Origin of the sequence: Pseudomonas sp. PONIH3, from assembly GCF_002934345.1 — a bacterium.
Lineage (GTDB): Bacteria > Pseudomonadota > Gammaproteobacteria > Pseudomonadales > Pseudomonadaceae > Aquipseudomonas > Aquipseudomonas soli.
This window is the reverse complement of sequence record NZ_CP026386.1, coordinates 5120547-5143587: the sequence shown is the minus strand read 5'-3', so window position 1 is coordinate 5143587 and position 23041 is coordinate 5120547. Positions and strand designations below refer to the sequence as shown.

Here is a 23041-nt window from a genome sequence, read left to right as displayed (position 1 = left end):
GATGTACGAGCTGACCCCCTCCCTCCCCTTTTCCCTCGCGTCCCTACCGATGCATGCCGTGCCGCCGGACTCTCCGGTTGTCCATCAAGCACGTCAAACATGCGAAGACCAGCAACGAATCTTCAATGCGCTGCTGGGCCAGGCGCCCGGTGTTCGACAGGTCATTGGTGAATGGCTGAACAAAACCCTCGGCATCATTCCCGGGCAAGCCGGCCTGGTCCTGGGATCGGCGCAGCAGCCCGCACGTATCGGTCTCGTTGAGTTGACTGCCTGGGCCCAACACCACAAACCCACTTCCATGATTGACCTTCGCGCCTCTATCACGGGGGTACCTGACGCGCTACAGCAGTCGCCCAGCGAGTTGCTGGAACGTCTGGCCGCCCTGAATCTCTCCGCTCTCGTTCGTGAATCCTGGATCAACTATTGGGGGGAACGCGCTCAAGGAACACCGAGGAGTCGAAAGGAACAGGCGCGCATACAGTACCAACGGCACTTCGAAGCCGCCGTCGAGATCGCCTTCGCCAGTGATCCCTCGGCGACAGTGCTGCGTCCAGTGCTAAGTGTCATGGACCACCCCGAGTGGCTACGGATCGACGATCGCCAGTTGTTTATCGAAACTCCCACCTGCGAGCCTGGCGCGCTGATCTTCAGTATCGAAGGTGAAGCCGGGCTGAGCCTGTACTCCCCCGGCAGCAACGAAACCCTGAGTTATCACACCTCACGTCCAGCGCTGGAGGCCAGACTGGGTGAGTCTTCAGGACAAATTCACTACAACGCACTGGACTCGATCGACGAAGGGTTCAACAGCCTGTTCGTGAGCCTGGAAGCCCGGCTGCTGGCAACACTCGAACATGATCCTGGTGACGAGCTTGGCGACGCCAGCGCAGCATTGGCGCAAGCAGATCGACTGCATGATCATTGGCGCTGCTCAACGGTTTTCGCCATGCCGCTAGCCCTTGAACCTGCCGATCAAGACGATCTCCCTGGCCCCTCACTGTTCGAGCTGGCCCCTTTTGGCCTGGAGGTGCCCTGCTCAACACGCGCGCAAATGATCGCTCGACAAATGGAAAAGTTGACAAGGCTTTCCCATCAGGACCTTGAGGCGTGCCAACGACAACATGATCTCCTGCTCGCTGCGCGCAAGGCCGCTCAGACCCAGATCGAAGCCATCCTGGCATCGGCGAAATGGCACTCGGACGCCCGCCCGTTCAACGCTCCGCCCGCTCTGTCGACAGCTCACGGCCAAGCCCTGCTTGCCCATGCTCGAATGAAAGCGTTGCTGGGCGAACTGACGCCTGACGTGCTCGCGTTGGTCGAAGCACTAGCCAGCCCCCATGACAACAGCCCCCTGACGGCTTCACTCGTACTTCGCTCAGCGCCCGAAGATCCCTCGAGCAGTGCTCGCGAACAGCTACTGCACGAGGTCATCGTCATCACCAGGCGTACGCCCCGGGACACGCCCGATACCCGTCACCCCTTCGCCATCTACTGGATCGGAGGGCCAGGGGGACTTTTGCAATGCGATGACCAAGCTGCCCTCGCTCGCTACCTGAGCCAGTTTGACCCCAAGCTGTCACTGCGCTTGGAACCCATCGTCGGCGACAGCCTTGCCCATGCGCTCGATGCACAACTGGCGCACGCACGCCGGGCGTGGCAGGCACTGCAGAATGAGAAGGGAGTCGATGCCGCGGCACCTGGACTGGTGCAGGCCAAACAGAGTTTAGGCCAACACCTGCAGGTGTCCTGCAAGGGTGCCCGGGAGGCGGCGCTCTCTGTCCTGCGCGCAGAGCAACAGCTAGCGAGCAAACTGGGCAGTTCGCCGACCGCCTTCGCCAAGATGAATGATGAGGCCCGCAACGCTTTCAAAGCCCTCGCCAAAGACTATCTCAACGCCATGCGCGACAGCCAGGCCCTGATAGAGCGCGATCTGCCGGAGCGCAATGCGTTCTGCCAGCGTTTGGTGTCGCAAACCCTGATAGCGGATTTCGATGATTTCAGCGGTGGCCAGATTGTTCTGCAACTGCCGTTATCGACGAGCTGGCACAATCATCCCGTCGGGGGTGGCGGCACTCCAGGCACGCCAACCCGGCCTGTATTGACGGCAAGCCAGGAAACCGAGGAGATCACCCTTGAGAGCCTGCTGTTGAACAACCTCGACAGCACCATGCTGGAACGGCTGAGCTTCGCCAAGCCCAAGCGTGCCGACGGGCAGCCTCTCGGACAGCCCATGGAAGAAGGCCTCGATCACGCCTATCTGCAGAGTCTGGCACGCCGCCTGGACCTCGCCGGGCGCTACGAAACGGCAATACATGCGGCATTCAGCGATCCCGACGAGTCCGACTATGCCCATGCCTATCGCAGGGAGTGCTTGATTGCGCCGCACCGTTTGTTGTTGAAGTTGCAAAACCTGCTCTACCACCAGCGAGGGGACTTGGACAACATCGGCCACGCGATCCTGTCGGTGGCAATCGATGCCGACAGCCGAACCGCCTTCCAGGCCGACGGTCATGACATTCAATTGTTGCCCGCCTTGCTGGCCGTTGGTGGCGAGGATACCGATGAGCGACCTACGACACTTTCGGGGATCACCTTTATCGAAGACCGTATCAGCAAGGTCACCGTGCTCTATCTTCCCGATCATCCGACCCACGGGCTGCGCCAGTACGCCACGCTCGAGCAGGCGCGACAGGCGCTACTCGATGAGCGCGACGACTACCTCGTCAGCCGCGCACTCAGCGGTAACCCAGACGCCCATCGCTCAAGGCTACGCGAAGCGCGGGTTCGTCATTTCGAACACATGATTGTCGCAGGTGCCGCCTGGCCCGCCACCACCTCGCTGGCAGCCCACCTGCTTGATGGCCACCGAGGGCGCCTGGTGATGGAACACCGCGCGACAGCTCGCTCCAATCTGGACCTGTATTTCGAGCATTTGGCCCAACAGAGCGCCGGCGTGCTCATAGGGTTCAAGATCGCATTGGGAGCAATACCATTCCTGGGGCTGCCGATCAGCATCTATGACACATTCGTCAGTGCAACTGAGGTGGTGAAGGCTTTTTCCACGGGTTCGTCGTGTGACATCCTGCAAGCTCTCAACGACTTCATCGTCTCGTTGATTGATGTAGCAATGGATGCACTCGGAGGCGGTACTGGCATCAGCAGCACGTCTCTGCGTCGAGCGACAGGGATACGTCGCATCCATGGGCAGGGCGAACTGATCACCCGCCGGTATCAGGATTCATCCCCCCAGCGCAGCCTGGACCGCTTCACTGGGCTCGAATATGAGCAGCCTCTATCGCTCGCGGGGCTGAAAACGGCCACACATGGCAAATACAAAGGCATCTATCGGCATACCGAAGGACACTTCATCCTCGTTGGCAAGCAAACCTACAAAGTGAGCTGGGACGCGACCGCCCGCACCTGGCAACTAGATGGCAACACCCGCCACCGATGGAAACGCGCAATCGCTCAAGACCAGAACGGTCAGTGGGACACTCATTTCGCCCTCTATGGCGTGCACCGCCAGGGGGCAGGCGGCGGCGGCGGACAAGCCCTTGGCCGCGTAGCCGATACGCTGGAGCCACTCTGGCCAGCAGCGATACGCGAACGCTTGCCACGCTGGTGGCGAGACCACGCCTATCGCCAGCACAACCGCTTGCGCGACAGCATTACCCGCGACATGCAGCTACTGCAGCCCCGTGCCAACGAGCTCAATCAACACATGAAGCGCGCTTTGGAACAACAGGGAAAACTCGACGCGTCACTGAAAGCTTCGCTCGAAAAGACCCTCGCCGACGCCGAGCGCATTCACCGTGACTGCCAGGCATTCCAGCAGGTTGCCGCCGGACGAATTCGCAAACGAGCTCAAGATCAGGCGAAGGATCTGGCCATACTCATTTGCAATGGTCGTCAACGCCTTAGCGACGAAGCCCATACTCAACTCAGTCACGTGATGGATGAGATAGAGAGTCTCAAACAACGTCTTCAGCAAAAATCCATCGAGCTTTCACCAGGCCTCGATGACAGACAGCTCCAGGTCGCCTTCGAACAGCTGTCCGAGCTGAGGATCCGCATGAACCAAGCCCGACAACATGCGCTGGCGGCGGTGGATGACATCCGCGAGCAAGTCGCCCAGCTACGCACCTGGCGCGATCAGGTGCATCAGGCTGGTGAACATCGGGACTTGTTGACAATCGTCGACAGCACATTGAGCGCTTTCAGCGAGCCCGTCCTGAACTACATGACTGTCAGCCAACTGACAGCGCTGCTGGTCAAACCTAGCCACGCGATGAGCGGCGCCGGCATCCGCCTGCAGTTCTTGATGAAGGAACCGCGAACAACATTGGATCGTGCCCTGTATGCCCTGCATCAACTCGGCGCAACACAAGCCTCGGCCACGCAACGTATAACCATCATGACGGCGTCGATACAGCATTCCGAACGCTTTCGTCATCAGTTGAAATACTGGCTCGGCAGCTACACAACGTACATCGACCACGCTGCCGCGCAGCGCCTGGAGTCGTCACTGACGGCCTATGAAGCACATTTCAGGAGGCTGCTGCTCAATAAAACCAAGCCCGCCCCGCTGGCTAGCAAAAAGGGCACCCGCCAGCCGCGCGTATTCGAGACCATCGACAACCGCCTGCTGGTCGGTGAACCCGACCAGCATAGCCTCAACGTCTACCGCATCACCGGGGTCAACGGGCGGACCGAAATCTATCATCAGGACCGCTCGGGAAAATTCACCCTGACCAACCCTGACACCGCTCCCAGCCCGGGGGGTAGCGTATCCCTGAAAGAGTTGAGTAACGAGGCCAGACGGCAATTGGGCGAACTGCAAGCGTATCGAGCCAAGGTACAGCAGTACGCGCATCAAGGCATGGACGGCGCGAGTCTCGACGATCTCATGCAGTTCAAGGCCACCGATCTGGAAAGCCTCGCCCTGCGAATTGGCGAACAGGCGCATGACGACGACCTGGTACGGCAGTTGCGCGACATGGCACTGGAGGCAAGGCGGTATGGCAAGACACTTCGCGTCGACTTCATCATCGGTACGGGCCAACCCAATAGCGCACACCTTGATTATTTGCACGAAGCAGGCCTGGTGCGCATCGAGAAGGAGGGCGGGCTGGTGGAGCTGCGACGGACCAGCGATGGCCGCAGGGACTTCCTGCAGGAATTTGTGGTACTCGATACCCGTGGCGCCTCGCCAAGCCCGCTATGGTATGCCCACTTCCATTTCAACAAGGCCAATCCCACCTTCGACGAGTACGTCAAGGCGCACTTGAAGACCGTCCCTCAAAGGCGCCTGGGGCGGGAATGGCAAGACAGCCACGTCGAGCAGATCTGGCGTGGTGAACTGACGCGAGCCATTGCCCGCAAGCACTTCGCGACATTGTTCTGATCGGCCGCGAGGGGCTCGGCCAAGCCCCTCGCGCCATGCATCGACAGACACCATCAACATGAGAGAAACTCAACATTCCTGATCAGCCTGCGCCAGAATATCGTTGGAGTTTCACCGTGCTGGAAATACGCCACTTGAAAACCCTTCACGCCTTGCGTGAAGCCGACAGTCTGGTGGAAGCCGCTGAGCGGTTGCACCTTACGCAGTCGGCGCTGTCGCACCAGTTCAAGGAACTGGAAGAACGCCTCGGCTTGCCACTGTTCACGCGCAAGACCAAGCCGATCCGCTTCACCAGCGCCGGCCTGCGCCTGCTGCAACTGGCCGACGCCACCCTACCCCTGCTACGTGGCGCCGAGCGTGATATCGCCCGCCTTGCCGGCGGCACCGCTGGGCGCCTGCACATGGCCATCGAATGCCACAGCTGCTTCCAGTGGCTGATGCCAACCATCGACCAGTTCCGCGATGCCTGGCCGGAGGTGGAACTGGACCTGGCATCGGGTTTTGCTTTCGCGCCACTGCCGGCCCTGGCCCGCGGCGATCTCGACCTGGTGGTGACCTCCGACCCGGTGGACCTGGCCGGCATCACGTACGTGCCGTTGTTCACCTACGAGGCCATGCTCGCCGTTGCCAACCAGCACCCGTTGGCCGGCAAGCCCTATATCGTGCCCGAGGACCTGCTCGACCAGACCCTGATCACCTACCCGGTGGAACGCGACCGCCTGGACATCTTCACCCGCTTCCTGGAGCCGGCCGACATCGAGCCGGCCGCGGTGCGCACCTCGGAGCTGACGGTGATGATGATGCAACTGGTGGCCAGCGGCCGTGGCGTGTGCGGCATGCCGCACTGGGCCCTGCACGAGTACAGCTCGCGCGGCTATGTGAAGGGCAAGCGACTGGGCGACAAAGGGTTGTTCGCCACCCTTTACGCGGCAGTGCGCACCGACATGCTCGACGCCCCGTACATGCGCGACTTCCTGCTGACCGCCAAGGACACCTCGTTCGCCACGCTCGACGGAGTCAGCGCGGTGCGTTGAAGCCTTCGCGCCACAGCGGCAGGATCAGGTCGCGAGTCAGCGGCGCCAGGTTCAGCGTGTTCGCTTGGTCGACGGCCAGCCAGATCACCTCTTCGATTTCCGCCGCCGGGACCACCGCCTCGCGGCACTCGACACGGAACAGTTCGGCCTCGACCTCAAAGCCCGGCTCGTTGGCGGCCGGGGCACTGAAGCGGCCCAGGTGGACGGCCTGGGCGGGATCGACGCGCAGCCCCAGTTCCTCGTGCAGCTCACGCACCAGCGCCTGCGCCGGAGACTCGCCCGAGTCGATCTTGCCACCCGGCTGCATGAAGACCAGGGTATCGCGCTTGCGTACCAGCAGGGTTCGCCCCTGGGAGTCAATGAGCAGGGCGGCGGCGATTCGGATGGTATTGGGCATGGTGGACACTCGGTTTACTCCAGTTGCGCAGAATACCTGACAAGGCTCAATCGCGGGGCAAGCCCGCTCCCATGAGTACCTGGCAGGGCTGTCGTGGGAGTGGGCTTGCCCCGCGATTGAGCCAGAACAGGCAGACGAACGGCCCCTTGCCATTGCCCTGCTTACCCGCCATAACCAACCCATGAACCTGCCCGCCCCCCTGCACCCGGTGCTCGACCTGTTCCACCCCGCCGTCGCCACCTGGTTCCGCCAAAGCTTTGCCACGGTCACCGAAGCCCAGGCCGGCGCCTGGCCGCTGATCCATGCCGGCCAGTCGATGCTGCTGGCCGCGCCGACCGGCTCGGGCAAGACCCTCAGCGCCTTCCTCGCGGTGCTCGACGAGTTGTTCCGCCAAGGGCTGGAACAGGACGGCGAGCTACCTGCGCAAACCCAGGTGGTCTATGTGTCGCCGCTCAAGGCGCTGTCCAATGACATTCGCCTCAACCTCGATGCGCCGCTCGAGGGCATCGGCCACCAGCTCGCCCAACTGGGTCTCAAGGCCCCGCGCATCACCACCGCCGTGCGCACCGGCGACACGCCCCAGAAGGAGCGCGCCGCCATGCGCAAGCTGGCGCCGCACATCCTGGTGACCACGCCAGAATCATTGTATGTACTGATGGGCTCGGCCTCCGGTCGCCAGGGGCTGGCCAGTGTGCACACGGTGATCGTCGACGAGATCCATGCCCTGGCCGGCAACAAGCGTGGCTGCCACCTGGCGCTGACCCTGGAACGCCTGCAGGCCCTCGCTGGCCGACCTTTGAGGCGTATCGGCCTGTCCGCGACCCAACGGCCGGTGGAGCGCGTGGCGCAGTTTCTGGTTGGCCACGGACAGCCCTGCGCCATCGTCGATATCGGTCATGTCCGCCAACGCGACCTGGCTCTGGAAGTACCGCCTGTGCCACTGGGCGCGGTCATGGCCACCGATGTCTGGAGCCTGGTCTACGACCGGCTCGCGGTGCTCGCCCGCGAGCATCGCACCACGCTGGTATTCGTCAACACCCGACGCTTGGCCGAGCGCCTGACGCGTCACCTGGGCGAGCGCCTGGGCAACGACGCGGTCGCCGCCCATCACGGCAGCCTGGCAAAGGAACATCGCCTGGTCGCCGAGCAGCGGCTCAAGGCTGGCGAACTGCAGGTGCTGGTGGCCACCGCGTCGCTGGAGCTGGGCATCGATATCGGCGATGTCGACCTGGTCTGCCAGATCGCCTCGCCCGGCTCGATTGCCGCGTTCCTACAGCGGGTCGGACGCTCCGGCCACCAGGTCAATGGCACCCCCAAGGGCCGCCTGTTCCCCACCTCGCGGGATGACCTGATCGAATGCGTGGCGTTGCTCGACTGCGTGCGCCAGGGCGAGCTGGATACCTTGCACATCCCTCACGCGCCGCTTGACGTGCTGGCCCAGCAAATCGTCGCCGAGGTCAGCAATCAGCCGTGGTCCGAACGCGCCCTGTTCGACCTGCTGCGCCAGGCGACGCCTTATGCCGAGCTGGACGAGCGCCATTACCAGGCCTTGCTGCGCATGCTCGCCGAGGGCTACAACGGCCGCCAGGGGGTGCGCGGCGCCTACCTGCACCGCGATGCGGTGAACGGCACCCTGCGCGGGCGTCGCGGCAGCCAACTCACCGCGCTCACCAGCGGTAGCACCATCCCCGAGACGGCCGACTACGCCGTGCTGCTCGAACCCCAGGCGCTGAACATCGGCAGCGTCAACGAGGATTTCGCCGTCGAGAGCATTGCCGGTGACATCTTCCAGCTGGGCAACGCGTCGTACCGCATCCTGCGCGTCGAGCCCGGGCGGGTGCGGGTCGAGGACGCGCACGGCCTGCCACCGACCATTCCGTTCTGGCTCGGCGAGGCGCCTGGGCGCAGTGACGAGCTGTCTGCTGCGGTAGCCCGGCTGCAGCAGCGTCTCGACCAGCAATTGCAGGACGGCGACGCTCAACAGGTGCAGGCCTGGCTCCAGGCGACTTATGAACTGGACGAAGCCTGCGCCAGCCAGCTGCTGGATTACCTCGGCCGTACCTGGCAGGTACTCGGCGCCCTGCCCTCGCAGCAGACGCTGGTGATGGAGCGCTTTTTCGACGAGTCCGGCGGCACCCAGCTGATCATCCACTCGGCCTTTGGCAGCCGTATCAACCGCGCCTGGGGCCTGGCCTTGCGCAAGCGCTTCTGCCGCACCTTCAACTTCGAACTGCAGGCGGCGGCCAGCGAGGACGCCATCGTGCTGTCACTGTCCACCAGCCACAGTTTCGACCTGGACGAGGTGTGGCGCTACCTGAACAGCGGCAGTGCCGAAGCGATCCTGATCCAGGCTTTGCTCGACGCCCCGCTGTTCGGCGTGCGCTGGCACTGGAATGCCGCGGTGACCATGGCCCTGCCGCGTTACGTGGGCGGGCGCAAGGTGGCGCCGCAGATCCAGCGCATGAAAAGCGAGGACCTGGTGGCGTCGGTATTTCCCGACCAGCTCGCCTGCCTGGAGAACATCGTCGGCGAGCGGCAAATCCCCGATCATCCATTGGTCGAGCAGACCCTCGACGACTGTCTGCACGAGGCCATGGACAGCGAAGGCTGGCTGGCGCTGCTGCGGCGCATGGAGCACGGTGAAGTAGGCTTGCTCAGTCGCGATTTGCCGGCCCCCTCGCCGCTGGCCTCGGCGATCCTCAATGCCCGCCCCTACACCTTCCTCGACGACGCGCCGCTGGAAGAGCGACGCACCCAGGCCGTGCTCAACCGACGCTGGAGCGACGTGCATAGCGCCGACGACCTGGGCGCGCTCGACGCCGACGCCATTGCCGCGGTGCAGGCCGAAGCCTGGCCCCAGGCTCGTAACCCCGATGAAATGCATGAGACGCTGATGAGCCTGGGGGCTGTGGCCGAGCACGAAGTAGATGCCAATGGCGCCTGGCGCGACCTGTTGCAGCAATTGGCCAAGGCGGGCCGGGCCTGTCGCCTGGATACGGGCGAACACCGTCTGTGGCTGGCCCGTGAGCGCCAGCAGGCGCTGTTGACGCTATACCCGGACGCTCGCCTGGAACCGGACATGCCGCTATTGCCGGGCTATGACGCCCCCGTCGACAGCGATACCGCCCTCACGGAACTGCTGCGCTGCCGCCTAGATGGCTTTGGCCCGATGACGCTGGAGCAGATCGCGACACCTCTGGCGCTGAAGGCCGGCGACTGCGAACAGGCCCTGGCCCGCCTGGAGGGCCAGGGCCATGTGATGCGTGGTCATTTCAGCCCCGGCCAGCCGCGCCTGCAGTGGTGCGAACGGCACCTGCTGGCGCGTATTCATCGCTACACGGTCAAACGCCTGCGCCAGGAGATCGAACCGGTCAGCCTGCAGGACTACCTGCGCTTCCTGTTCGACTGGCAGCACATGAGCGGCGAAACCCGGCTGCGTGGGCCGCAGGCGGTATCCGAGGTGCTCGCCCAGCTGCAAGGTTTTCCCGCTGCCGCCGGGGCCTGGGAGAGCGACCTGCTGCCAGCGCGAATCAAGGACTACAGCCCCCATTGGCTCGATGAGGCCTGCCGCAGCGGCCAGTGGGCCTGGAGTCGGCTGGCGGCGACGCTGGCGGCCAGCACCCTGGCCAGCACGCCCCTGGTGCTGCTGCCCCGCGAGCACCTGGGGCTGTGGCGCAGCCTCACCCCCGCGCCCGACCTCGAACAACTGGGTGCCCGCGCGCATCGGGTCCTGCAGACCTTGCAGGAGCAAGGCGCGCTGTTCTTCGACGAACTGGCCCATGAAGCCCACCTGCTGCCCAGCGAACTGGAATCGGCGCTGCAGGAACTGGTGGGCTCAGGCCTGGCGAGCGCCGACGGTTTCAGCGGCCTGCGCAGCCTCATCAGCCCAGCGGCCAGGCGCAGGCCGCGCACCAGCCGGCGTGGGCACCCAGCACTGTCGAGCAGCATGGTCCATGCCGGGCGCTGGGCCTTGCTGCGCCGCTCGGCCACCACGGTCGACAGCGACCAGCGCCTGGAACATGTGGCCCGCAGCCTGCTGCGCCGCTATGGCGTGGTGTGCTGGCGCTTGCTGGAGCGCGAGAGCGATGTGCTGCCCCCGTGGCGCGCACTGTTGCGCTGCTATCAGCGTCTCGAGGCGCGAGGCGAGATCCGCGGGGGGCGCTTCATTGCCGGGCTGGCGGGCGAGCAGTTCGCCCTGCCCGAAGCGGTAGTTTTGCTGCGCCAGGTGCGCAACCGCGCGCCAGGCGGGGAACTGGTGGTGGTCAGCGGCTGCGACCCCTTGAATCTGGTCGGCACCCTGCTGCCGGGAACGAAAATGCCGGCAGTGGCGGGCAATCGGCTGCTGTACCGCGACGGGGTGCCAGTCGCCAGTCGCGTGGCAGGGAAGTACCTGTTTGCGGTCGAGGCAGCGGCCAGCGAACAGGAGCACTGGCGCCAGCTTCTGTTGCGCGGTACAGCAACCTAGAGAGCGGCGGTGTACCGCCGCTACCGCAGGTTCAGCCCTTGGCCTGGAACCCGGCGAAGCGCTTGTTGAACCCGGCCACCCGCCCTTCCACCGTGGTCTTGCGCTGCTGCCCGGTGTACACCGGATGCGAGGCGCTGGAGACATCCAGCGCGACGTAGGGGTAGGTCTGGCCATCGCTGTGCACCTGGGTGCGATCGGTATCCACCGTGGAACCGATCAGGAAGTACACATCGGCAGCCGTATCGTGGAACAGCACCGGGCGATAGTCGGGGTGAATGCCAGCTTTCATGACGCAATCTCCTGGAAAGCAATAGCGATACTTTATAACGTATCACAATGCGAATGATTTTCGATACACGAGTTTTCATTTTTCTGCCGCCCGGTGCGCTGGCAAAACGCCGCCCAACCGGGCTATGGTCGGCCTTTGCCCAGGCCCCTGAGCCTGACCGAGCCATCCGCAAGGACCCCGTATGAGCCTGTCACTTCTCAGCCGTTACGCCTTCTTCGCCGCCTGCGTGCTGTTCACCCTCGCCAGCCTGCCGTTCCTCGCCCACGACTGGCTGTGGCCGTTCGCCCTGACCACCGGCGTCCTGAGCCTGATCGGCGTGTTCGACCTGCTGCAGCAGCGCCACGCGGTGCGCCGTAACTATCCGATCCTCGGCAATATCCGCTACCTGGTCGAGGGCATCCGCCCGGAGATCCGCCAGTACCTGCTGGAGTCCGACAGCGATGCGCTGCCCTTCTCCCGCGCCCAGCGCTCGCTGGTGTATGCCCGTGCCAAGAACGAGGCCTCGGACAAACCCTTCGGCACCCTGATCGATGTGTACGAGTCGGGCTTCGAATTCATCGGCCATTCCATGCGCCCCGCGCCGCTGGCCGACCCGGCCGCCTTTCGTGTCGTGGTCGGCGGCCCGCAATGTACCCAGCCGTACTCCGCGTCGATCTTCAACATCTCGGCCATGAGCTTCGGCTCGCTCAGCGCCAACGCCATCCGCGCCCTCAACCAGGGCGCCAAGCTGGGCAACTTCCACCACGACACCGGCGAAGGCAGCATCAGCCCCTACCACCGCGAGCACGGCGGCGACCTGGTGTGGGAGCTGGGCAGTGGCTACTTCGGCTGCCGCACCGCGGATGGCCGCTTCGACCCCGAGCGCTTCGCCGCCCAGGCGCAGAGCCCGCAGGTACGGATGATCGAGATCAAGATGAGCCAGGGCGCCAAGCCCGGCCACGGCGGCATCCTGCCCAAGCACAAGGTGACCAGGGAGATCGCCGAGACCCGCGGCATCCTGATGGGCGAGGACTGCATCTCGCCGTCGCGTCACAGCGCCTTCTCCACGCCGATCGAAATGATGCAGTTCATCGCCCAGTTGCGTGAGCTGTCCGGCGGCAAGCCAGTGGGCTTCAAGTTCTGCCTCGGCCACCCGTGGGAGTTCATGGGCATTGCCAAGGCCATGCTGGAAACCGGCATCCTCCCGGACTTCATCGTCGTCGACGGCAAGGAAGGCGGCACCGGCGCCGCCCCGGTGGAGTTCACCGACCATATCGGCGTGCCGCTGCGCGAAGGCCTGCTGTTCGTGCATAACACCCTTGTCGGCCTGAACCTGCGCGACAAGATCAAGCTCGGCGCCAGCGGCAAGATCGTCAGCGCCTTCGACATCGCCAGCGTGCTGGCCATCGGCGCCGACTGGGCCAACTCGGCACGCGGCTTCATGTTCGCCATCGGCTGCATCCAGTCGCAGAGTTGCCACACCAACAAGTGCCCGACCGGCGTGGCCACCCAGGACGCCCTGCGCCAGCGCGCACTGGTGGTGCCAGACAAGGCCCAGCGGGTGTACAACTTCCATCACAACACCCTGCGCGCCCTGGCCGAAATGCTCGCCGCCGCAGGGCTGGAGCACCCAGCGCAACTGGAGGCCAAGCACCTGGTGCGGCGTATCTCGGCTACCGAGATCAAGCTGTTCTCGCAGATGCATGTGTTCCTCAAGCCGGGTGAGTTGCTCACCGGCGAGGTGAACGGGCAGTTCTATTCGCGGATGTGGCAGTTGGCGCGGGCGGACAGCTTCGAGCCGCACAGCGAGGTAGCGGCCTGATCAGACTTCATCGCAGGTCAAGCCCGCTCACAGGCCAGGCCACGATGGTCACCACATGAAAACAAAGCCCCGGCACTGGCCGGGGCTTTGTTCATCAGGAGGCGGTACTCACCGTACCCTGCGCCTCTTTGGGCGCCAGGCGGAAGGTGTAGTACAGCGCCGTCAACAGCACCAGGAACGCCGGGCCGATGTACAGGGCCACGCGGGTGTCCGGGAAGTACGCCATCAGGCCCACCACCAGCACCAGGAACGCCAGCGCCAGGTACGAGCTCAGCGGCCACAGCCACATGCGGTACTTCAGCGCGTTGCGCTCGGCGGTGGTGAGCCCGGCGCGGAACTTCAGTTGCGCCAGCAGGATCATCACCCAGGTCCAGATCGCGCCGAAGGTGGCGATCGAGGTTACCCAGACGAACACCTTCTCCGGCACCAGGTAGTTGGCCAGCACGCCCAGCAGCAGCGCGCCGATCGACAGCAGCAAGGCGTTGCGCGGCACGCCGCTCTTCGAGGTGCGGGCGAAGGTGGCCGGGGCCTGGCCGTTCTGCGCCAGGCTGTAGAGCATGCGCCCGGTGCTGAAGATGCCGCCGTTGCACGACGACAGCGCGGCGGTGATCACCACGAAGTTGATGATGCCGGCGGCAGTCTTGATGCCGAGGCGCTCAAAGGTCATCACGAACGGGCTGCCCTGGCTGCCGATCTCATTCCACGGGTAGATCGACAGGATCACGAACAGCGCGCCCACGTAGAACAGCAGGATGCGCCAGAACACCGAGCCGATGGCCTGGGGGATGGTCTTCTGCGGGTTGCGCGCTTCGCCGGCGGTCAGGCCGATCATCTCCACGCCCAGGTAGGCGAACATCACCATCTGCAGCGACATCAGCACGCCGGTCACGCCGTTGGGCATGAAGCCGCCGTTGCTCCACAGGTTGGAGACGCCCATGGCCACACCGTCGTTGCCGAAACCGAAGGCGATGATGCCGATGCCGCCCAGCACCATGGCGATGATGGTGACGATCTTGATCAGGGCGAACCAGAACTCGAACTCACCGAATGCCTTGACCGCGATCAGGTTGATCGCGCCCATGCTGCCCAGGGCCATCAACGCCCAGATCCAGCGCGGCACGTCGGGGAACCAGATGCCCATGTAGATGGCCACCGCGGTGATTTCGGCGACGCAGGTCACCAGCCACAGGAACCAGTAGTTCCAGCCGGTCAGGAAGCCCGCCAGCGGGCCGAGATAGTCTTGGGCGTAGCGGCTGAACGACCCGGCGACCGGATTGTGCACGGCCATTTCGCCGAGGGCGCGCATGATCACCAGGATGGCCAGGCCACCGATGATGTAGGAAAGCATGATGGCAGGGCCGGCCATTTCGATGGCCTTGGCAGAACCGAGGAACAGACCGACGCCGATACAGGCGCCGAGGGCCATCAGACGGATGTGCCGTTCGCCCAGCTCGCGCTTGAGCGGGCCGCCCTGGGCGGACTCGCCCTGGGCAGGGTGGTTGCCGACTGGCATAGCAATACAACCTCATTTTGTTATTGGATTTGACCTTCGTGCAGCACCGGCCGCGCCGATAGGCGGGGCGTCGTCTCGCCAGGCCGCCTTGTGGGCGGGCCTGTCCGCCGGGCACACAGCACCGACGGGTCGAAGGGGGCGAGCAGTATAGGAAGCAGCTTGTAGGGCTTTTCACTATATACAGCAGGAAATTTGGCGAGAATTCTCGGCCAAATCCCCTTCACCGGAGGGGCATCCTGGCCTCGCTCCGCCCATGCACAGGAATGGGGCAGCTACCTTAGCAACATTGCCGAAGAATGGAAGTCGCACCAAAGGCGCATGTTCATACGTGATTCCCCGAAGCTACTTACAAATTTTTCACCAAACTCGGCCACCGTCTAAGCTTCAGACAAGCAACGCGAAAACACCTGGCCGGACTCAAGACTATGGGCGCACTGTGGCAATCGGAACCAACCAGAACGGAAGCACCCAAAGAAACTCAGGCTGAAGCCCCCTTGTCCAAGACTCCACGTCAGCGCCGCCTGTGGTGGCGCCTGATCCTGCTTATCCTGCTGGTGGCACTGGTGGCGGTAGGTCTGGCCGCCTACGACGAATTCCAGACCTCGCGCCTGCAGTCCCGTGAATTCAGCCGCCTGGCCGGCACCCTGACCTATGCCCTGGAGCCCGGCCCGAGCGATGCCATCGTCTACCCGGGCGACGGCCCGTTCGACAAACGCCTGGGCTACAGCGCCCTGGGCGAGTTCCTGCCACGACTGCTCAAGCGCGACTACCTGATCAACCAGCAAGTGCGCTTCTCCCCGGCGCTGATGAACTACGTCGAACACGGCCTGTTCGTGCCCTACGTGGAGAAGATCCAGGCTGGCCTGTCGATCACCGACTGCCGCGGCGACATGCTCTACCAGTACAACTACCCGCAGCACCTGTATCCGAATTTCGCCGCGATCCCGCCGGTGATGGTCAACAGCCTGCTGTTCATCGAGAACCGCGACCTGCTCGACCCGAAGGACCCGCAGAACAACCCGGCGGTGGATTGGCCCCGCTTCGCCAAGGCGGCCTACAGCCAGATTGCCAAATACCTGGCCCTGCCCGGCCAATCTGCCGGTGGCAGCACCCTGGCCACCCAGCTTGAGAAGTATCGCCACTCGCCGGACGGGCTGACCGTCTCCGGCGCCGAGAAGATCCGCCAGATGATCTCCGCCAGCGTACGCGCCTACCAGGGCGGCACCGACACCACCGAGGCCCGCGAACGCATCGTGCGCGACTACCTCAACAGCGTGCCGCTGTCGGCCGTCCCTGGCCACGGTGAGGTGCACGGCATGGCGGAAGGCTTGCGGGTGTGGTACGGCGCCGACTTCGATCAGGTCAACCAGGCCCTCACCTCCACCGCCACCGACGACAAGAGCATGGCCGAGCGCGGACTGGCCCTGCGCCAGGTGCTGTCGCTGATGATCGCCCAGCGCCGCCCCTCGCATTACCTGTCCAAGGGCCGCATCGAACTGGCGGAACTGACCGATTCGCATATACGGGTACTCGCCGCCAACGCAGTCATCGACCGTCCACTGGCCGACGCTGCCCTTGCCAGCAAGGCGGTGTACCGCGACTGGGTGGCCCAGCCGACCATCGTGCCGATCATCACCAACAAAGGCATCAGCCTGGCCCGTAACCGCCTGGCAGCCATGCTCAACCGGCCGCTGTACGACCTCGACCGCCTCGACCTGTCAGCCACCAGCACCCTGCAGGCCGACCTGCAAGTGCAGGTCAGCCAGTATCTGAAGAACCTCGCCGACCCGGCGTTCGCCGCACAGCTCGGCCTGATCGGCGAACGCCTGCTGACCAGCAAGACCACCGACCAGGTCAGCTACAGCTTCACCCTGTTCGAACGCACCGCCGACGGCTCGCGGGTACGGGTGCAGACCGACAGCACCAACCAGCCCTTCGACATCAACGAAGGCAGCAAGCTTGAACTGGGCTCCACCGCCAAGCTGCGGGTGCTTACCACCTACCTGGAAATCGTTGCCGAGCTGCACGACAAATACGCCGGCAAACCCGCCGCCGAACTGAAGAAAGTCCCGGTGGCCGAGCTCGACCGCATCAGCCAGTGGTCACTCGAATGGCTGATGCAGAACGGCAAGAACCAGAGCCTGGACGCCATGCTCGATGCAGCCCTCGAGCGCAAGTACTCGGCCAACACCGGCGAAGCCTTCTTCACCGGCGGCGGCATGCACGTGTTCAACAACTTCCGCAAGGAAGACAACAACCGCAACCCGACCCTCAAGGATGCCCTGCGCGAGTCGATCAACCTGCCGTTCATCCGCCTGATGCGCGACATCGTGCGCTACGTCACCTACCAGCAGCCGTTCAATCGCGAGCCGCTGCTCAGGGACGACAGCGACCCGCGCCGCCAGGAATACCTGGCGCGTTTCGCCGACCGCGAAGGCTCCAACTACACCATGCGCTTCTGGAAGAAATACCAGCGCAAGACCTCGCAGCAGCGCCTGGACACCTTCCTCGACAGCATGCGCGTGACCCCGCAGCGCCTGGCCGCGGTGCACCGCTACCTGTTCCCCGAAGCCGGCCAGGAAACCTTCAACGCCTTCGTCCGCGCCCACAGCAAGGACGACAAGAAGGCCATGGCCAAGCTCACCGATGGCCGTCTGGTGGAGATGTACGAGGCCTATGGCCCGGGCAAGTACGACCTGCCCGACCAGGGCTACATCGCCAAGGTCCACCCCTTGGACCTGTGGCTGCTCGGCTACCTGCTGAAAAACCCTGGCGCATCGCTCAAGGACGCCCTCAACGCCAGCCGCTTCGAACGCCAGGAGGTCTATAGCTGGCTGTTCAAGAGCCGCCACCAGGGCGCCCGCGACAGCCGCATCCGCACCATGGTCGAAATCGAGGCGTTCACCGACATCCACCAGCGCTGGAAGCGCGTGGGTTATCCGTTCGACCACCTGGTACCGTCGCTGGCGACCGCCATCGGCAGCTCCGGCGACCGGCCGGCCGCCCTCTCCGAACTGGTCGGGATCATCCAGAACGATGGCGTGCGCCTGCCGACCCTGCGCATCGACACCTTGCACTTCGCCCAGAACACCCCGTACGAGACGCAACTGATCAGCGATCCGGACCGCGGTCAGCGGATATTGCCCGTCGAGGTCGCCCGGGCGCTCAAGGGCGCCATGTCGCAGGTGGTCGATGCCGGTACCGCGCGGCGCATCTCCGGCAGCTTCAAGTTGCACGACGGCACGCCGCTGGTGATGGGCGGCAAGACCGGCACCGGCGACAACCGTATCGAAAGCTTCGGCGCCGGCGGCCGGCTGATCGGCTCGCGCTCGCTGAACCGCACCGCCACCTTCGTGTTCTTCCTCGGCGACAACCACTTCGGCACCCTCACCGCGTTCGTTCCGGGGCGCACGGCCGAGGCCTTCACCTTTACCTCGGCACTGCCGGTGCAGGTGCTCAAGGGCATGGCGCCGATCCTCATGCCCTACCTGGAACCAGGCAACCCAACCGCCTGCAAGGCGCCGCAGGTGGCGGGCCAGTCGTGAATCATCAAGAAAACAGATGATAATCATCTGCATTTGAAGGCTTGTCTTTAGATATATCTTGAGTAATATCTTGCGATATATCTAAACAGACGGAGCCCTCTCCATGCGTGACCACGATCCCTTCGAACGCCGCCCCGGCCGCGGCGAACGTGGCCCACGGGTATTCGCCCCGGGCGACCTGAAACTGCTGATGCTGTCGATGCTGGCCGAGCAACCGGGCCACGGCTACGACCTGATCCGCCAGATCGAGAGCCTATTCGACGGCAGCTACAGCCCCAGCCCCGGGGTGATCTACCCGACCCTCAGCTACCTCGAGGAAGCCGAGCTGGTCACTGGCGCCATCCAGGGCAGCAAGCGCCTTTACGCCATCACCGATGCCGGTCGCAGCGCCCTGGCGGAACAGGCCGTTGCCCTCGATGGCGTGCGCATGCGCATCGAGGTGAGCAAGCGTGCCTTGCGCGGTCATGACCGCCCCGCGGAAATCCACGAAGCCGTCGGCAACCTGCGCCATGCCTTGCACATGCACAGCGGCCGCTGGAGCGCCGAAGAGATCGAGCGGGTGCGCAACCTGCTCAACGAAACCGCCAAGGCCATCGCCTCCGGGCCGGCCATCCCTGTTACGGAGAACACCCCATGAGCAACACCATCCACCGCGTCAACCACGAGATCCGCCAACGCCGCCTCAACGTGCTGCGGGTCACCGACCTGACCCCGCGCATGCGCCGCATCACCCTGGGTGGCGCGGAGCTGGTGGGCTTCGCCAGCGTCGGCAGCGACGACCACATCAAGCTGCTGTTCGCCTGCACGCCCGAAGAACAGCAGGCCATCGACGCCCGCAACCTCGGCCGCGACGGCGGCGCCCGACCAACCATGCGCGAGTACACGCCACGGCGTATCGACCTGGAGAACCTTGAACTGGATATCGACTTCGTCCTGCATGGCGACGGCCCCGCCTCCACCTGGGCCGCCCAGGCGGCGCCCGGCCAGACCCTGGACATCGCCGGCCCACGCGCCTCGATGGTGGTGCCGGACATCTTCGACAGCTACCTGCTGATCGGTGACGAAACCGCAATCCCGGCCATCGCCCGGCGCCTTGAAGAATTGCCGGCGGGGCGCCAGGTACTCGCGGTGATCCAGATCGAGGACGAGCAAGAGCGCCAGGCACTGGCCAGCAAGGCGCAAGTGGAGGTGATCTGGGTGCGCCGGCATGCAGAAGACCTGCTGGAGCGGGTCAAGCACCTGGCGCTGCCTCAAGGCCGGCTGTATGGCTGGGTGGCGCTGGAGAAGGCACTGACCCGGCAGGCCAAGGCGCTGCTGCTGGAAAAGGGCGTGCAGGAAGACGCCCTCAAGGCTGCCGCCTACTGGCGGGCCGACGGCACTGCCGACGACGAATGACGCCGGCCGGGCCGGTGGCAGCGGACGAGCCCCTTGCCTGGGGTGCCTGTCACTGCAGCTCCTGCTGCGGCGTCTCCTGCCCGGCGCAACGCACCGCGCGCTTGCGGTTGTCCACCAGTACGCCGGTCAGCCCTTTCTGCTCGGTATCGAACAGCACCAGCACGCCGTCGATACATTGCGCCACCTGCGGCGCCGGGGTCAGCGAGAGCTTGTAGTCCTCGCCGGGAATGGTCTTGAGCATGGTGAAGTCCTGCAGCAACAGGGCGTCCTCCGGCTTGGCGAAATGCAGGTAACCGTAGTACCAGAGGGCTCCCACCGTCACGATGATGCTGCCGACACCGGTCAGGATCAGTGGGATGGCGTTGCGTTCTTCACTCATTGCTTGTTCTTCTCGTCAGGATAGTTGGGTACTTCGGCCAGCCGACGCAGGCCGTTGAAGTGCGTGGGATCGTCCAGGAAGCGCAGCATCACCTGGCGCCAGGTCGGGTCGGCGAAGGTCTGCACATGATCGCCACGAGTCAGTTGCAGCACCCGCGGCGGTGGTGCATGTCGGTAGAGGCGCAGGCCGTTGTCCAGCGGCACCAGGTTGTCGTCGATGCTGTGGAAGAACAGCTTCGGCGGGCTGTCCAGACGCTCGATCGAGTGGATCGCGCTGTCGCCATCGGGCACCAGCCACGACAGCGGCACCTGCAGCGGCCAGGTCATCCACGAGGTACTCAGGGCATAACGCCCCACGGCCCGGTAGCTGGCCGGCACACCGTCGAATACCAAGGCGCTGAAACGCCGACGCTGCTCGGGATGCTGTGCCAGATAGTGAATGGCCATCGCCCCGCCGAGGCTCTGGCCCAGCAGCACCAGCGGCTTGTCTTGCACCTGGGGAGCGGCGTGCAGCCAGTCCAGGGCCGCGCCGATGTCGCCATACACCTCGGGCAACGTCGGTTTGCCCTGGGACAACCCATACCCGCGATAGTCAAGCATCAACACCTGGTAGCCCTCTTTCGGGAGCCAGTAGCTGCCACCTAGATGCCAGGCCAGGTTACCGCCGTTGCCATGCAGGTGCAGCACGGTGCCCTTGACCTCGACCCCCTGCGGCACCGGGATCCACCAGGCGTGCAGGCGCGTGCCGTCGGCGGCGGCGAGGCTCACGTCCTGATACTGCAAATGCGCCTGTGCCGGAGTGAACGGCTGGCCCGGCTCGGGGTAGAACAGCAGGCTGCTGCAGCCCCCCAGCAGCAGCAAACCGAGGCCGAAGGCGAGGTGACGGCAGGCGTCAGAGAATGTTCGCGTAGTCGGCTTCAATACGGTCCAGGCTCAGGTGGTTGAGGAAGTTGGAGAAGCACATCCACGCCGACAGCGCGTTGAGGTCGCGGAACTGTTCCGGCAGGTATTTGGGCGGCTCCACCAACCCCTCTTCGACCAGTTGGCGCAGGGTGCGCATGTCTTCCAAGGTGGTCTTGCCGCAGAACAACAACGGGATCTGTTCGAGCTTGCCCTTCTTCACGGCCAACTGAATGTAGTTGTAAACCATGATGAAGCCCTTGAGGTAGGACAAGTCCTTGGTGAATGGCAGGCCGTTGGGCACCGAGCCACGGAAGACGCGGCTGGCGTTGCTGTAGCTCTGGCCCATCTCGAAGCCCTGGCCACGGAAGAACTCGAAGACCTGCAGGAAGTCCGCGCCCTCCTCGACCATGTGGATGGCCCGGGTGCGGTTGGTGAGCTTGCGCAGGCGGCTGGGGTAGGAAGCGAAGGCGATCACTTCCATGAGGATCGCCAGGCCCTCCTGGGTCACCGTCGACGAGGGCGGCCCCTTGGCCAGGAAGGTGCAGATCGGCTGGTTCAGGCCATTGAGGGTGGTGCCGACATGCACCAACCCTTCGTGTACCTCCAGGGCCCGCACGTCGCGGCTGTTGAACATGGCGTCGGCGCGCACCTTGATGTAGTCGGCACCGGCCGCCGCGTCGGCGACGATACCGTCAGACTCGAACACGCGGATTGTTTCCTCGGCTTCACCGAACACCTTGTTCAAACGCCGCTGGAGAATCTCCACCGCTTCCTTGGCGGTGAGATTCTTCGGCTCGTCCTTCAGGTCGCCGCGGCCGTCGATGTTGTTCAGGTAGTCCGAGAGCATCAGGCCCAGGTCGGCCAGGGTCGGGTCACCGGCGTGGAAGGCATCGGAGGCGGCGCCATAGAGCTCCTGGGAGATCAGGCCGAAATCCTCCGTGCCTCGCGCCTCGAGCATACGCACCACCATGCGGTACTCCTTGCACATGCGCCGCATGATCTGGCCGACCGGGTTGAACTGGCCCAGCTGCCGGGTGATGTCGCGCTCGATGCTCTGGAACTCGGCCTTCACCGCGCTGGAATCGAACGACAACGGCCGGTTCTGGTAATAGGCGCGATCCACCGCAGGCGGCTCCTTGCCCTTGGCCTTGAGGAAGCCCTGGCGGATGCCGTCGTCCCATTTCACTGCGTCAAGCACGCGGATCGGGGTCTGCGTGGCGACAATGCGATCGGACAGGCTGCGGATGGTTTGCTGGTATTCGTCCACCGGGGACTCCTTGTTGAAGCCTGTCGCAACGTTGCGTGGAAGTAGGCTTGCCCCGCGAGGAGGCCGGTATGCTCAGTGCTATTTGGCGGAACGCTGGAAGCGTGCCACTTCGACGAACAGGTCGGAGTTGGCCGGGTCGTCCAGGTAAGCCAGCACACGCTCCGTCGGGCTGTCGATCACCACGCCGGGGCCATTGTCCTCGGGCACCTGGGTGCTGCGTCCGCTCAGCTCCTTCTCGTCCACGGCCTGCTGGACCTGCTCGACATCGAGGTTGTAGACCACCAGTTGCTTGCCGTCGATTACCTCGAAGCCGCCGATCAGGAAGTTGCCACCCAGCCGCTTGGGCACGCCCGCCGACAGGTACCAGCGGTTGCCGTGCCGGGCCACGGTGAAGACGTATTCCTCGGGCGCCTTGCCCTGGGCACGGGCCACTGCCTTGTAGGTGTTGCCACCGGCACGGCTGATACTCAGCTTGAGCGGCTGGCCCCAGGCGTCCTTGCTGCTCCACTGCCCGAGTAGGGCCTTAGGCGCTGGCTGGTTGGCCGGCAGCGGTTCGTCGAAGGTCACCAGACAACCGCCCAGCAGGAGGAATGATAAGGTCAACAACACCACACGCCAGGCTTTCATCAGGTTCTCCTTGAAAAATCGTTCGC

14 protein-coding genes are annotated in these 23041 nt (G+C 64.3%); 7 read left to right on the top strand and 7 right to left on the bottom strand.

The features are described 5' to 3' along the window. The first annotated feature begins 1 nt into the window (after window position 1). The gene (locus C3F42_RS23815; protein ID WP_104444989.1) at window positions 2–5401 is read left to right on the top strand and encodes a DUF6543 domain-containing protein; all 5400 of its coding nucleotides are present in this window, start codon (window positions 2–4) and stop codon (window positions 5399–5401) included. Between the two features lie 116 nt (window positions 5402–5517). Next, window positions 5518–6435, top strand: a complete 918-nt coding sequence (gene metR, locus C3F42_RS23810; protein WP_094012402.1) for a transcriptional regulator MetR — start codon at window positions 5518–5520, stop codon at window positions 6433–6435. On the opposite strand, the gene C3F42_RS23805 is transcribed toward metR, so the two are convergent. After that, window positions 6419–6832: an NUDIX domain-containing protein gene (locus C3F42_RS23805; protein WP_104445336.1), complete on the bottom strand. Its 414-nt coding sequence runs from the start codon at window positions 6830–6832 to the stop codon at window positions 6419–6421. The two genes, metR and C3F42_RS23805, sit on opposite strands and share 17 nt — an antisense overlap. Before the next feature lie 181 nt (window positions 6833–7013). On the opposite strand from C3F42_RS23805, the gene C3F42_RS23800 reads away from it, so the two are divergent. After that, a complete protein-coding gene (locus tag C3F42_RS23800; RefSeq protein WP_104444988.1) occupies window positions 7014–11297 on the top strand; it encodes a DEAD/DEAH box helicase in 4284 nt (1427 codons plus the stop codon). 31 nt (window positions 11298–11328) lie between these two features. Here the strand turns inward: C3F42_RS23800 and C3F42_RS23795 are convergent, their stop codons facing one another. Continuing rightward, on the bottom strand, window positions 11329–11586 hold the full coding sequence (locus tag C3F42_RS23795) for a type B 50S ribosomal protein L31 (RefSeq protein ID WP_046854432.1): 258 nt from the start codon (window positions 11584–11586) through the stop codon (window positions 11329–11331). A gap of 181 nt (window positions 11587–11767) precedes the next feature. Between C3F42_RS23795 and C3F42_RS23790 the strand changes: the two genes are divergently transcribed. Further along, entirely contained in the window at window positions 11768–13387 is a 1620-nt protein-coding gene (locus tag C3F42_RS23790; protein WP_104444987.1) for an FMN-binding glutamate synthase family protein, read from the top strand. A gap of 94 nt (window positions 13388–13481) precedes the next feature. Here C3F42_RS23790 and C3F42_RS23785 read toward each other — a convergent pair whose 3' ends face one another. Beyond that, entirely contained in the window at window positions 13482–14900 is a 1419-nt protein-coding gene (locus C3F42_RS23785; RefSeq protein WP_046854430.1) for an amino acid permease, read from the bottom strand. A gap of 425 nt (window positions 14901–15325) precedes the next feature. Here C3F42_RS23785 and C3F42_RS23780 point away from each other — a divergent pair, with 425 nt between their 5' ends. From C3F42_RS23780 to C3F42_RS23770, 3 genes are all read left to right on the top strand, one after another. After that, the gene (locus C3F42_RS23780; protein ID WP_104444986.1) at window positions 15326–18445 is read left to right on the top strand and encodes a biosynthetic peptidoglycan transglycosylase; all 3120 of its coding nucleotides are present in this window, start codon (window positions 15326–15328) and stop codon (window positions 18443–18445) included. Window positions 18446–18548: 103 nt separating this feature from the next. Beyond that, window positions 18549–19082: a PadR family transcriptional regulator gene (locus C3F42_RS23775; protein ID WP_038706671.1), complete on the top strand. Its 534-nt coding sequence runs from the start codon at window positions 18549–18551 to the stop codon at window positions 19080–19082. After that, window positions 19079–19840, top strand: a complete 762-nt coding sequence (locus tag C3F42_RS23770; RefSeq protein WP_094012406.1) for a siderophore-interacting protein — start codon at window positions 19079–19081, stop codon at window positions 19838–19840. Before C3F42_RS23775 ends, C3F42_RS23770 begins: the two co-directional genes overlap by 4 nt. 49 nt (window positions 19841–19889) lie before the next feature. Here the strand turns inward: C3F42_RS23770 and C3F42_RS23765 are convergent, their stop codons facing one another. From C3F42_RS23765 to C3F42_RS23750, 4 genes are all read right to left on the bottom strand, one after another. Then, the gene (locus C3F42_RS23765; RefSeq protein ID WP_094012407.1) at window positions 19890–20219 is read right to left on the bottom strand and encodes a hypothetical protein; all 330 of its coding nucleotides are present in this window, start codon (window positions 20217–20219) and stop codon (window positions 19890–19892) included. Beyond that, on the bottom strand, window positions 20216–21139 hold the full coding sequence (locus tag C3F42_RS23760) for an alpha/beta hydrolase (RefSeq protein ID WP_023632435.1): 924 nt from the start codon (window positions 21137–21139) through the stop codon (window positions 20216–20218). The genes C3F42_RS23765 and C3F42_RS23760 overlap by 4 nt, the downstream gene beginning before the upstream one ends. Further along, a complete protein-coding gene (locus tag C3F42_RS23755) occupies window positions 21111–22388 on the bottom strand; it encodes a flavohemoglobin expression-modulating QEGLA motif protein (RefSeq protein WP_023632436.1) in 1278 nt (425 codons plus the stop codon). The genes C3F42_RS23760 and C3F42_RS23755 overlap by 29 nt, the downstream gene beginning before the upstream one ends. 78 nt (window positions 22389–22466) lie before the next feature. Next, the gene (locus C3F42_RS23750) at window positions 22467–23015 is read right to left on the bottom strand and encodes a hypothetical protein (protein WP_094012408.1); all 549 of its coding nucleotides are present in this window, start codon (window positions 23013–23015) and stop codon (window positions 22467–22469) included. Window positions 23016–23041: the final 26 nt, after the last annotated feature.

Coding starts and splice junctions, on each gene's coding strand:
- C3F42_RS23790 (WP_104444987.1), top strand. CDS start 11,768: ATGAGCCTGTCACTTCTCAGCCGTTACGCCTTCTTCGCCGCCTGCGTG.
- C3F42_RS23770 (WP_094012406.1), top strand. CDS start 19,079: ATGAGCAACACCATCCACCGCGTCAACCACGAGATCCGCCAACGCCGC.
- C3F42_RS23750 (WP_094012408.1), bottom strand. CDS start 23,015: ATGAAAGCCTGGCGTGTGGTGTTGTTGACCTTATCATTCCTCCTGCTG.
- C3F42_RS23785 (WP_046854430.1), bottom strand. CDS start 14,900: ATGCCAGTCGGCAACCACCCTGCCCAGGGCGAGTCCGCCCAGGGCGGC.
- C3F42_RS23800 (WP_104444988.1), top strand. CDS start 7,014: ATGAACCTGCCCGCCCCCCTGCACCCGGTGCTCGACCTGTTCCACCCC.
- C3F42_RS23815 (WP_104444989.1), top strand. CDS start 2: ATGTACGAGCTGACCCCCTCCCTCCCCTTTTCCCTCGCGTCCCTACCG.
- C3F42_RS23805 (WP_104445336.1), bottom strand. CDS start 6,832: ATGCCCAATACCATCCGAATCGCCGCCGCCCTGCTCATTGACTCCCAG.
- C3F42_RS23780 (WP_104444986.1), top strand. CDS start 15,326: ATGGGCGCACTGTGGCAATCGGAACCAACCAGAACGGAAGCACCCAAA.
- C3F42_RS23795 (WP_046854432.1), bottom strand. CDS start 11,586: ATGAAAGCTGGCATTCACCCCGACTATCGCCCGGTGCTGTTCCACGAT.
- C3F42_RS23765 (WP_094012407.1), bottom strand. CDS start 20,219: ATGAGTGAAGAACGCAACGCCATCCCACTGATCCTGACCGGTGTCGGC.
- C3F42_RS23775 (WP_038706671.1), top strand. CDS start 18,549: ATGCGTGACCACGATCCCTTCGAACGCCGCCCCGGCCGCGGCGAACGT.